Annotated in this window: 12 protein-coding genes; 4 read left to right on the top strand and 8 right to left on the bottom strand. The window is 40.2% G+C overall.

Annotation, left to right across the window (positions count from 1 at the left end):
* Window positions 1-91: 91 nt before the first annotated feature.
* Window positions 92-499, bottom strand: coding sequence for an SMU1112c/YaeR family gloxylase I-like metalloprotein (gene gloA2, locus ABD930_RS19100; protein ID WP_345234293.1), 408 nt, complete (start codon window positions 497-499; stop codon window positions 92-94).
* A 256-nt stretch (window positions 500-755) separates the two neighbouring features.
* On the opposite strand from gloA2, the gene ABD930_RS19105 reads away from it, so the two are divergent.
* From ABD930_RS19105 to ABD930_RS19115, 3 genes are all read left to right on the top strand, one after another.
* Complete coding sequence (locus ABD930_RS19105; protein WP_345234295.1) at window positions 756-2,015, top strand: DEAD/DEAH box helicase; 1,260 nt, start codon at window positions 756-758, stop codon at window positions 2,013-2,015.
* Window positions 2,016-2,113: 98 nt separating this feature from the next.
* Entirely contained in the window at window positions 2,114-2,305 is a 192-nt protein-coding gene (locus tag ABD930_RS19110) for a cold-shock protein (RefSeq protein WP_345234298.1), read from the top strand.
* A gap of 316 nt (window positions 2,306-2,621) precedes the next feature.
* Complete coding sequence (locus ABD930_RS19115; RefSeq protein WP_345234300.1) at window positions 2,622-4,289, top strand: glutamine--tRNA ligase/YqeY domain fusion protein; 1,668 nt, start codon at window positions 2,622-2,624, stop codon at window positions 4,287-4,289.
* A 169-nt stretch (window positions 4,290-4,458) separates the two neighbouring features.
* Here the strand turns inward: ABD930_RS19115 and ABD930_RS19120 are convergent, their stop codons facing one another.
* From ABD930_RS19120 to ruvX, 7 genes are all read right to left on the bottom strand, one after another.
* Entirely contained in the window at window positions 4,459-5,325 is an 867-nt protein-coding gene (locus ABD930_RS19120) for an N-acetylmuramoyl-L-alanine amidase (protein WP_345234303.1), read from the bottom strand.
* A 4-nt stretch (window positions 5,326-5,329) separates the two neighbouring features.
* Window positions 5,330-6,370, bottom strand: a complete 1,041-nt coding sequence (locus ABD930_RS19125) for a DUF3078 domain-containing protein (RefSeq protein ID WP_345234305.1) — start codon at window positions 6,368-6,370, stop codon at window positions 5,330-5,332.
* Window positions 6,371-6,541: 171 nt separating this feature from the next.
* Window positions 6,542-7,318, bottom strand: a complete 777-nt coding sequence (locus ABD930_RS19130) for a hypothetical protein (RefSeq protein WP_345234307.1) — start codon at window positions 7,316-7,318, stop codon at window positions 6,542-6,544.
* A 166-nt stretch (window positions 7,319-7,484) separates the two neighbouring features.
* Window positions 7,485-8,342: a glucosaminidase domain-containing protein gene (locus ABD930_RS19135; RefSeq protein ID WP_345234309.1), complete on the bottom strand. Its 858-nt coding sequence runs from the start codon at window positions 8,340-8,342 to the stop codon at window positions 7,485-7,487.
* A gap of 23 nt (window positions 8,343-8,365) precedes the next feature.
* Window positions 8,366-9,040 (bottom strand): glucosaminidase domain and LysM peptidoglycan-binding domain-containing protein, encoded by a 675-nt coding sequence (locus ABD930_RS19140; protein WP_345234312.1) that lies wholly within the window; start codon window positions 9,038-9,040, stop codon window positions 8,366-8,368.
* 1 nt (window position 9,041) lies between these two features.
* Window positions 9,042-9,680, bottom strand: a complete 639-nt coding sequence (locus ABD930_RS19145; protein WP_345234315.1) for an O-methyltransferase — start codon at window positions 9,678-9,680, stop codon at window positions 9,042-9,044.
* 51 nt (window positions 9,681-9,731) lie between these two features.
* Complete coding sequence (gene ruvX, locus ABD930_RS19150; RefSeq protein WP_345234317.1) at window positions 9,732-10,145, bottom strand: Holliday junction resolvase RuvX; 414 nt, start codon at window positions 10,143-10,145, stop codon at window positions 9,732-9,734.
* Window positions 10,146-10,252: 107 nt separating this feature from the next.
* Between ruvX and ABD930_RS19155 the strand changes: the two genes are divergently transcribed.
* Window positions 10,253-11,365 carry a DNA polymerase III subunit gene (locus ABD930_RS19155; RefSeq protein WP_345234320.1) on the top strand — a complete coding sequence of 371 codons (1,113 nt, stop codon included), beginning with the start codon at window positions 10,253-10,255 and terminating at the stop codon, window positions 11,363-11,365.
* Window positions 11,366-11,397: the final 32 nt, after the last annotated feature.

An 11,397-nucleotide genomic window follows, 5' to 3' on the forward strand; every position in this document is an offset into this window, starting at 1 on the left:
TCAATAATATGGTAACAAATGTAAAGATTGTGGGTAATCCATGCCCTGATAACAATCATTTATAAATAGATGTTTGGTCATTTTTAGTATTTTAACCAAAAGATAGCGTTTCATAAAATTCGATCGGTAAATGATCCGGATCTTCAAAAAATACAAATCGTTTCTGGGTAAGCTCATCTATTCGGATAGGTTCTGTTGGAATATCGTATTGTTCCAAGTGCCTTATTGCTTCCTCGAGATCTGCTACAGCAAATGCCAAATGTCTTAGTCCGGTAGCCTCGGGTCTAGTTAAGCGTGGGGGAGGGCTTGGAAAGGAGAATAATTCTAATACGTATTGTCCATTTAATTCCAAATCAAGTTTATAGGAATCGCGTTTTTCACGATAAGTTTCCTGAATGATGGTCAATCCGAGGACTGCTGTATAAAAGAATTTCGATCGTTTGTAGTTTGAACATATTATAGCTACGTGATGAATCGATTGGATGGGTGTTTTAGGCATATGCTATTGTATTTTACGCTAAAGATAAACACCTGTTTAGAATTTGTCCGATATCGGGGAGTGTTTTTTACTTTTTAATTTTACTTTTCACTTTTTACATTACATTAATAGTATCTTTGTACCGTTTAGGTTTTTAAAGTGTCGTAAAGTCAATTATCGTCATATCGAATGTAGCACCTGCTTTGTTTGTCGAAATGATGACGTTTAAACAAGTTCTTTAGCTCCTAGCAGTTATTAAAAATCAAATATATTTATTTTGTCATTTATAGCACTTAACCTCATTGCTCCGCTGCTGAAAGCACTTGATGAGGAAGGATACCAACATCCAACACCCATTCAGCAGCAAGCGATACCCATCGTATTATCTGGTAAGGATTTATTGGGATGCGCACAAACGGGCACCGGAAAAACGGCAGCATTTTCCTTACCTATATTACAGCATTTAGCCGAACAAAAGGTAGAGAAGCGGGCGATTAAAGCGTTAATTTTAACACCTACCCGTGAATTAGCAATACAGATCCATGAAAGTATAAGCACTTATGGAAGGTTTTTACCTATTAGCCATGAAGTTGTATTTGGAGGAGTCAATATTCAAACACAGATAAGCGCTCTTCGTAAAGGGGCAACGATATTGGTTGCCACACCAGGGCGACTATTGGATTTAGTCAATCAAAAGATCATTTCGTTACATGAGGTCAGCCATTTTGTATTGGATGAGGCCGACCGGATGTTGGATATGGGTTTTATACATGATATTAAGAAGATTGTCTCGCTGATTCCCCAAAAGAGGCAAACCTTATTTTTTTCAGCGACGATGCCCGTTGAAATTGCTAAACTCGCCCATACCATTTTAACGAACCCAACGCGGGTGGAGGTAACACCTGTTTCTTCAACAGCAGAAAAAATCGCCCAATCGATATATGCAGTAGAGAAAGCAAATAAACCGAAGCTACTGGTTCACCTGTTAAAGACGGAGATCAGCGATCATGTGCTCGTATTTACCCGTACCAAATATGGAGCAGACCGCTTGGTAAGGTTGTTAGGCAGACAAGGAATTGCTGCCCAAGCAATTCATGGCAATAAATCGCAAAATGCACGACAACGCGCTTTGGGTGATTTTAAGGCTGGTAAGCTTAAAGTGTTGATTGCTACTGATATTGCAGCGAGGGGTATTGATGTGGACGAACTGAAATATGTCATTAACTTTGATCTTCCGAATGAACCGGAAACATACGTGCACCGTATAGGAAGAACGGGGCGGGCAGGTGCTTCCGGTAAGGCATTGTCTTTTTGCGATCTGGAAGAACGGCCTTATCTCCAAGCGATCAGTAACTTGATTAAGCAAGCTATCCCCGTCATCAATGATCATCCATACCCTATTCATGACACATTTGTGGCTATACCCTTGCCTAAGCCAGTGTTACAAAAGAAACAGGAAAAAAATAAACACCCCCAAAGCGGGAAAAAACGCCGATTTGGCACCGGTGGGCAACAAAATAGGGGTGCCAGAAGATGATGGTTATTTTTTTTATAGCAAATAAAATACAGATATGTGCGTTTCTAAAATTAATATACCTACATTTGCTTAATTATTAATAAATTCAATATAATACAATGCAAGAAGGCGTAGTAAAATTTTTTAATGAAACCAAAGGTTTTGGTTTTATTGTTCCCAATGCTGGTGGTGGCGACATTTTTGTTCATTCATCAGGCCTTATCGATTCTATCCGCGAGAACGACAATGTGTCTTATGAGGTAGAGCACGGAAAAAAAGGCTTAAATGCGGTAAATGTTAAAGTTATCTAAGATAGTAATAATATAAATCGTGTAGAAAAGCTGTTCTTGATCAAGAACAGCTTTTTTATTTATCATCTGCCCATGGCCTGTTTGCCGCTACCCTTGGCAATTTTCTCCAGGTGCTCGTAAATATCTTTTCCGCTTTACATCGGTATTTCGTTCCGATAACAAGGACGTATGTTGATAGCTAACCTATGCTATTGTCTTCTTGTCTTCACTTTTCGGATGGCACGGCTTTTACTGTTTAGCTAAATTGGGATAAAAATAAAACGAAAAAATACTGGATATAGCTCTTCATCGCATAATTTAATTAATTTTGTGTCCTATGAGCGAAGAAAAACCTTTAAATTTCCTAGAGGAAATTATTGAAGAAGATATACGGAAGGGAAAAAATGATGGACGTGTATTAACGCGTTTCCCTCCTGAACCTAATGGCTATTTGCATATTGGGCACGCGAAATCGATTTGTTTGAATTTTGGCTTGGCACAACGCTATGGCGGTAAAACAAACCTACGTTTTGATGATACCAATCCTATAACGGAAAATGTGGAGTATGTAGAAAGCATCAAAAATGACATCAAGTGGTTGGGATTTGAATGGGCCGAGGAACTTTACACGTCTGATTATTTCGATACCTTATATGGCTATGCGGTACTATTAATTAAGAAAGGTTTAGCCTATGTGGATGATAGTACACCCGAAGAGATTGCCGCAAGCAAAGGTACACCTACCGAAGCCGGTGTGCCGACACCTTATCGTAACCGCTCGATAGAAGAGAATTTACAGCTGTTTACAGAAATGAAAGCGGGAAAATATCCCGATGGTAGTAAGGTATTGCGGGCAAAGATTGATTTAGCCAATCCAAACATGCATTTACGTGATCCTTTATTGTATCGCATCAAGCATGCTCATCATCACCGTACCGGCGATCAATGGTGTATTTATCCCATGTACGATTTTGCACATGGTCAAAGTGATGCGATCGAGCGGATCACGCATTCCATCTGTACCTTGGAATTCGTGCCACATCGGGCGCTATATGATTGGCTTATTGAACATATTGGCATCTTCCCGTCCAAGCAATATGAATTTGCCCGATTGAATATGACCTATACGGTTATGAGCAAAAGACGCTTGCTTCAGCTTGTCAATGAGCATCATGTCGAAGGTTGGGATGATCCACGTATGCCTACTCTTAGCGGATTGCGTAGGAGAGGCTATACACCGACTAGTATCCGTAATTTTTGCGAACGTATTGGCGTAGCTAAGCGTGAAAATGTAATTGATGTCGGGTTATTGGAGTTTTGCATCCGTGAAGATCTCAATAAAACAGCTTGGCGAAGAATGGCAGTGCTCGATCCGGTAAAGCTCATCATAACCAATTACCCAGAAGGGAAAGAAGAACGGTTACATGGCGAGAATAATCCTGAGGTAGAAGGAGGAGAAGGCGGCCGTGAGATTCCATTTAGCCGGGAGCTCTGGATTGAACAAGAAGATTTTATGGAAGATGCACCTAAGAAGTTCTTCCGTTTAGGTCCCGGACTTAGTGTGCGCCTAAAGCATGCCTATATCATTACCTGTGATACGTTTGTAAAAGATGAAACGGGCAAAGTAACCGAAATCCACTGTAGCTATGTGCCCAATTCTAAGAGTGGGGAAGATACCAGTGGTTTGAAAGTGAAAGGAACCATTCACTGGGTAAGTATACCGCACGCCAAGACAGCTGAGGTTCGGCTTTACGATCGACTTTTTAGGGCAGAAAACCCGATGGCTACTACTGGGGATTTTAAAGAATCGATTAATCCGGATAGCTTGGAAGTTCGTGATAAGGTATACATCGAACCCGATTTAGCTCAGGCCGAGCCGGGTAAGGGGTATCAGTTTATCCGGAAAGGATACTTTACGCTTGATTTACGGTCTACTCCTGAACACTTGGTATTCAACCGTACGGTGGGCCTGCGGGATACTTGGGCTAAGGAAGCACTTAAGTAGTTATAAGTTGTAAGGTTATACGTTATAAGATAAATGGTAGAGGGTGTAAGGTAAGGGATTTAGTTTTGGGAAGGGCGTAAGGGAAGAAGGCGCTAAAAGCTATAAGCTAAAAGCCATAAGCTATAGGCAATAAGAAGAGAGCCTAAAGCTTAAAGCATATTGCGTAAAGCTATAAAGCTGTTTTCTTCAAGTATAAATTATACAATACGTCAAGGGCAAAAGGATTCCATTCATCGGTGACCTCGGTTTGGATATAATGCCTCTTGAATGCCTTAATGGCTTCAGGTGGATTTCTCGTATCATAACCTAAAATACGTAAACCGTCTAATGGATTAAAGGAGGTCGGCGCTGTTTGCAGTGTGTCATCATACCATAGGCCAAACCCTTTTTCAGCAAGGCGCTTCCAAGGAAAGTTAATACCTGGATCGACTTTTCTTCCTGGAGCGATGTCGCCATGGCCAATGAAATTTTCAGTGGGTATATTATAGGTTGTTTTTAGCGTGTCTAATAAGCCCAATAAGTTTTCAATTTGGGCGTCTGTATAAGGTTCAATTCCGTTATTATCCATTTCTATACCAAGAGATACAGAGTTTAAATCGGTTACAGAACCCCAACGGCTATTTCCGGCATGCCACGCCCGAAGGTAGTCATTTAATAATTGATATACTTTGCCTTTTTTGTCAATAACATAATGTGCACTTACTTGTGTTCGGGAGAGGGTAAACGTATTTAATGTTTGTTGAATACTGTCTTGTGCCGTATGATGAATGATGACAAAATTGGGTTTGCGCATATTGAAGTTTACAGTACCAACCCATTCCAGGTCTTTTCTTTTACCTTCAATGTCAGGAATTGGGATTTCCTCGGCAGCCATTAATTGCGGAGCAGGCAAGGGCTGTTTAATCACTTCCGATAAGGAGTCTACTTGTTTTTCGTATACTTTATTGGTTTCGGCAAAAGGCTTTTTCGAAGCACAGGAGGTACTAAAAAGTAAAAAAAGAATGAAATAAGTATATCCTAAGAAGTATCTAAACATAAATTTATCGAGGGAATTTATATAAAATACCTATTGCCAATGATTGTGATGTCTGTAATATATTGCCATTATATGCATCGTTGTCTTTAAATTGTAGTGGATCATACAAAGCAATGCCGTTCAAGGTAACACTGATGACACGGGAAACCCTAGCGGTTAAGGTTGCGTCTAAACGATGGCTGGCATCACCCCATTCGCCATAATTGGCAAAGAAAGCGTAACGGGCTTTAATATTGAGGTTGTCACTGAGGTTACGATCTAAATTGGCAACAATCTGAAAAGCGAGCTCATTGCGGAAGGTTTGGGGCCATGGCACACCAAAACGTTTGTATTCAGCTAATGCAGCAGGGTCGTTTAACGTATTTTCGTCCGGTGGTAAAACCCGATCGTCTAATACAAAGGTTTGCCGAAGGGTACCTGTACCAAAACGTACCGAAAAACCCGTAAAGGGTTGTACTTCCAAACCGACAGATTCTGTCAAGGCCCCAGGTGCCATAAAATTCGATATCCGTTGGTTGATGGTATCTTTACCATTTACTGTTTGATAAGAAAACCCCTTATCAAATTGAGATTCAAAGGTTAAGGAAGTAAAGAATGACCATTTTTTAGAAAACTTAATAGCATATTTGTTATCCCATAAAATCCGGTCATTAGCTTTTCGGGCTAATTGATCTTTATTTTTTACCTTACCATATTTCAAGTCGAGTTCGGAAGTGAAGTTCTTATTGTCTTTGGTATAGTCAAATTTGGTATTGAATGTTAAACCAAGCGCAATAGAGTTGACCCCACCATTTTGCCAATTATCGCTAAACGATGCTTGGTTGGCATTTATTCCAAAAGTAGTCCAGTTACGCCAATAGTTAATTTTGAGATTAAGATTTGGGTTTTGGATGCTTACATCATGAATAGATAACCGTGGTGCCTTAACGGGTAAACTGTTTTTTGAAGGAGCCTGTCTTAGTTCATTTAGATCTTGATTTTGCGCATGAAGGGGTAAAAAAAATCCCAATAAAATAAATGCAACAAGTAAATGTCGTATGTTCATCTGAATAGTTTTAGTTTTACCTTTTATCGCCGTATAATTGTTATTGACAGGCTGAAAATACCATTGCAAACTTAGCTAAAATTACCTTTATAATGCAATTTATTCAGCTTATCGCCATCTAAATAATTTTACCAGGCAATACATTGGCTGGAACAAAGCAAGAATAATGCCTTAATTTGCATCAAGTCTTTCAATTTTAACGTCTTCTTTTTTGGGGTTAACCCTAGGTAAAGCTTGTAGGCGGTAAGCACTTGGGTCTTTACGATACATGCTATAAGACGACTGGATATATTTGCCTAGCTCATAATCATTGGCTTGCAGGATAAAATGGTAGGATGGTCGGTACTGTTGCATAAAATCGTCTAAGGCTGCTCCAGTCAAGTTCGTTAGTCGCTTAACGAGCACTTGGGTGAAACGAGCATCGATTACATTATTTTCATATTCCCGCTGGATGAGCTCCTGCAGAAAACGTGCATTTTTACCTCTTCGGCTAAGCAGGGAAAATAGTGCGTCAATGCTAAGGCCTGCTCCGGTGGGCCCACTAGACAGAAGACTGCCTGGATTTCCAAAACGATAAGCACTATTGAATTCTTGTTTACGCTCTTCTAAAATTTCTGCCGGAGACCGTCGGGCCATAACGCTTACTTCGTTTAACCAGATGGTAGCGCGATTAAGCCGGAAGATAATAACCGGGTCTTTTTTAAGAACTAACGTGTCGGGGTGATAACCTTTAACCAAGGCGATGAGGGTGTCGCCAGGGTTGGCTTCAATGCTAAATTCGCCTCGCTTATTGTTATAGGTCATCGAATCGTTCGCTGTATTGTAGATGTAAACCCGCGCGACGCGTTGTTTAGAATAACTATCAAATACAAGGCCTTCTTTCTCTTGTGCGTGAACAGAAGAGCTTAGTATCCATAGCAGACTGATTATGGTTAGGAGACTTTTCAAGCCAACAAAGATAGCTAAAGCTTTAGGGCATTTGAAAGCATTTTAGACTTTTTAACAAAAACAAACGGATTTGCGCTATTCCACTTTCCTTTATCTAAGAAGGGTTGTTGCTTGGAGCAGGAATTAAATTAACGTTTCGCCTTTCCGGATTGGCAAGGAAAGCCGCTTACTTAGAAACGAGCAGCAATTGTCCCAATACCAGTTGATCATCCGTTAAACTATTAAGGCTTTTCAACTCGTCTGTACTGATTCCGTACCGTTTGCTGATATTGAAAAGTGTATCTCCCGCTTTTACCTCGTGTATTTTCATTTCCAATGGCGGTTTAGCGGCTGCTTTTTCCGGTTCTTTTGGTGTATTGTCTACGATTTCTGTCATTATCCGTTCTTCTCTATTGATTTTTTCGGGCACCCTTTCACCTTTATCGTATACGTACAACCCATAACGTTCAATAAGGTCAATGAGCAACTCGGCATATCGGGGGTTGGTGGCATACCCTGCTTGTTTTAACCCTTTAGCCCATCCCTTATAATCATCTTTATCTAGCTCGAATAAGGCTGCATAGCGTTTTCGCAATAGGAATGCCGAGTGGTCCCGGAAAGAATCTTCAGGAGATTTATAGACCCGGAAGCGATCATCGCGTTGATCATCATCCATTAAAAATGATTCACCTTTCCAGTCGGAAGTGCATTTAATACCAAAATGATTATTGGCTTCCCGCGCTAGGGCGCTGTTGCCATTAGCCGATTCCAACAGACCTTGGGCTAAGGTAATGCTTGCAGGGATACCATAAGTATTCATTTCTTCTATTGCAATATTTTGATATCGGTTAATATAATCTTGCGCGGACGCACTGATTACAGGAGGGTTTGAAGGTTGTCTAACCCGATTGGTATTGCTAGGAGAGCTTGCATTGGGATATTGCCCTTGCTGCCGTGACTTATTGCTTTGTAATACCTTCTGTTTAGGTAAGCAGCCAGCAAAAATTAAGAGACAAAATAGTAAAATCCATCGTTGTTTTAACATACCCATATACGTAAAAATGCGAGTTAAATTTTTAGACGCTGACCGATTTTTAAACGATCGGTTGATAGTCCGTTTTCAATTTTAATTTTTCTTACCGTAGTTTTATAACGCTTGGCGATGTTTGCTAGTGTTTCGCCCTTTTTTACAGCGTGCGTTTTTCGACTAGGTACAAGCCCTGTTTTCGTAACGTCCACAATGGAACGTTCTTGGTCATCTGCAGGCCGATCGTCAAACGTAAATAATTCATATTTTTTTATTAACGCTAAAATATGTGCTGCCCATGTTTTATTTTGTGCGTAACCGCCCCGCATAATACCATAGGCCCATCCCGTATAGTCGTAAGGCTTATATTGGTCAAATAAGGACGCAAATTGCTTATGGATTTTTAAATAGTTAATAAAATCGGTATAAGAATCCTCAACGTTGGTATAGCCTTTATAGGAGGAACGGATGTGCTTGCTATTGTTCTTTCCCCGTATGCCGAAATGATTGTTTAAGTAAGTGGCTATTTTACTTGTTCCATTTGCACTTTCATGCATGGCCACGGCAAGGATAACACTAGCAGGAACGCCATGCGTCCGCATAGCGTCAATGGCCCAATCCTTATGTTGTGCAATATAGGTTGCGGCCTGATTTTGGCAATGGCCATTAGGAATGTACCACAGCAAACACAACAAACAAATGACGTAACGGTTCATATCAGCGCTTTCTTATTAAAAATAGTCCATCACGAACAGGAAGTATAATTTTTTGCACCCGTTCATCTTCGGCGATAAATTGGTTCAACTGGAGTACCTGTTGTGTTTGTTTATCCGGATGTTGTTGGTCAAGTACCTTTCCTTTCCAAAGCACATTGTCAATTAGGATAAAACCACCGGAACGTACTTTTTCGAGTACCAGTTCATAATAATTCAAGTTGTTTTTTTTATCGGCATCAATAAACACCAAGTCAAAACATTCATGTAGAGTAGGAATTATAGTACGTGCGTCGCCAATATGGTATTTAATTTTATCGGCGAATGGAGAAGCATCAAAATAGGCTTGTACGCGTTCCTGGCGCTCTTCAGCTACATCAATCGTATGTAGCTTTCCGTTTACTGCAAGCCCCTCTGCTAAGCAAATGGTTGCATAGCCCGTAAACGTGCCAATTTCCAGAATACGGTTAGGGGAGACAAGACGGCTGAGCATACTTAATAGCCTGCCCTGGTAATGACCGGAAAGCATATGAGGCATGGTTTCCTTAAGATGCGTATCCCGATTGATTTTTTGCAAAAGAGCAGGCTCTTTATCGCAAGTAACTTCTAAATAAGCATTTAACAAGTCGTCCCGTAACTCCATATCGCAAACTTAGCTATTTTGTCACTTTTATTTGTAAAATAATGATGCATGCTAAAAAACCTTAGTTCGCATATAATCTTGTAATATAATGACAGCCGACACGCTATCTACCAACCCTTTATCTTGTCGTTTGTGTTTTTTTAGCCCGCTTTGAGCGATGCTTGCCGAAGCCATTTTGGAGGTAAAACGTTCGTCAATGGTCTGGATAGGAATTTGCGGAAAATGTTTTTTGAGCAGGCGTATAAAACCTTTTACGTGCATGGCGGATTGCGAATCCGTGCCGTCTAGTCGTTTCGGCATGCCTACCACAAATGTACTAACGTTTTCTTTGCTAAAGTAATCGGTTAAATACGTGATTACGGCATTGGGATGAATGGTTGTTAATGCCGTTGCGATAAGCTGTAACGGATCGGTTACTGCAATACCTATTCGTTTCGTACCATAATCAAATGCCATTATCCGCATAAATTGTTACTTTTGGAAAAACAAAATGGCGCACGACAGATTTTAGTCGTGCACCCGCAAAGATACATAAAAACGGCATCAGCAGGAGTAAGGCCATCAATAAAAAGATGCAATTCAAAGATATTATAGGTCAGGAAAAGGTAAAGGAACATTTAATTCGTACCGTAAAGGAAAACCGGATAAGTCATGCGCAGTTGTTTTTAGGTCCGGAGGGGAGTGGTAGCTTGCCATTGGCATTGGCCTATGCACAATATATCAATTGTGAGCACAAGCAAGAAAATGATAGTTGTGGAAGTTGTAGTTCTTGCAGAAAATATGCAAAGCTTATTCACCCCGATTTACATTTTTCTTACCCTTTCTTTGCATCGCATAAGGAAGATACGGCAACAACTTTTATAGAACAGTGGAGGCATAGCTTTTTATCTGATCCTTACCTTAATCTGGAAAGTTGGCGAAATAGTTTGGACGCGGGAAACAAGCAGGCCAATATCAATATTGCCGAATGCCATCATATTATACAGAAATTAAGTCTTAAAGCGTTTGAGGCAAGTTACAAAGTATTAATCATGTGGTTGCCAGAATTTTTAGATAAGGAAGGAAATACGCTATTGAAGTTAATTGAGGAGCCACCAGAAAATACACTTTTTTTATTGGTCACCCAAAATCAAGACCAATTACTCCCTACCATTATCTCCCGTACACAGTTGGTTAAAGTGAATGCTATTGATAAGCAAAGTTTGGCCGATTATCTTATACGGGAAAAAGGAATTTCACCCACGAAGGCTGACCAGCTTTGTTATATAAGTGCTGGAAACATGCGGCAGGTAATGATTCATTTAGCCGATGAAGGGAATGATTATTTTGATGTATTAGTACAATGGCTACGTCTCTGTTTTGGGGGTAAGGTGTTAGACCTGATTCAGCTGGTGGAAGAAGATTTGGCCAAGTTAGGGAGGGAAAACCAGAAAAGTTTCTTACTTTACGCAGTGCAAATGATGCGCGACGTTATTCTATATAAAGTTGGGGCAAGTCCTTTGGTGCACTTACCGCAGGCAGAACTATCCTTTGTAGAGAAATTCAGTCCGCTATATACAACAGATACATTAGAAGCATGCGTTTCTATTTTTGAAAAGACAAGTTATTATATAGAACGTAATGCAAATCCTAAAATCTTATTTTTAGATGTATCTTTGCAATTAGTTTTGTTATTTAAACGCTAAACGTTCCCATCCATGATGGGACTCAATATATA

Source organism: Olivibacter ginsenosidimutans (assembly GCF_039542865.1).
Lineage (GTDB): Bacteria > Bacteroidota > Bacteroidia > Sphingobacteriales > Sphingobacteriaceae > Olivibacter > Olivibacter ginsenosidimutans.

What these genes read in the sequence shown, in the direction of transcription:
- ABD930_RS19155 (WP_345234320.1), top strand. Translation starts at nt 10,253, where the DNA reads ATGCAATTCAAAGATATTATAGGTCAGGAAAAGGTAAAGGAACATTTA.
- ABD930_RS19135 (WP_345234309.1), bottom strand. Translation starts at nt 8,342, where the DNA reads ATGTTAAAACAACGATGGATTTTACTATTTTGTCTCTTAATTTTTGCT.
- ABD930_RS19140 (WP_345234312.1), bottom strand. Translation starts at nt 9,040, where the DNA reads ATGAACCGTTACGTCATTTGTTTGTTGTGTTTGCTGTGGTACATTCCT.
- ABD930_RS19145 (WP_345234315.1), bottom strand. Translation starts at nt 9,680, where the DNA reads ATGGAGTTACGGGACGACTTGTTAAATGCTTATTTAGAAGTTACTTGC.
- ABD930_RS19110 (WP_345234298.1), top strand. Translation starts at nt 2,114, where the DNA reads ATGCAAGAAGGCGTAGTAAAATTTTTTAATGAAACCAAAGGTTTTGGT.
- ABD930_RS19125 (WP_345234305.1), bottom strand. Translation starts at nt 6,370, where the DNA reads ATGAACATACGACATTTACTTGTTGCATTTATTTTATTGGGATTTTTT.
- gloA2 (WP_345234293.1), bottom strand. Translation starts at nt 499, where the DNA reads ATGCCTAAAACACCCATCCAATCGATTCATCACGTAGCTATAATATGT.
- ABD930_RS19120 (WP_345234303.1), bottom strand. Translation starts at nt 5,325, where the DNA reads ATGTTTAGATACTTCTTAGGATATACTTATTTCATTCTTTTTTTACTT.
- ABD930_RS19115 (WP_345234300.1), top strand. Translation starts at nt 2,622, where the DNA reads ATGAGCGAAGAAAAACCTTTAAATTTCCTAGAGGAAATTATTGAAGAA.
- ruvX (WP_345234317.1), bottom strand. Translation starts at nt 10,145, where the DNA reads ATGCGGATAATGGCATTTGATTATGGTACGAAACGAATAGGTATTGCA.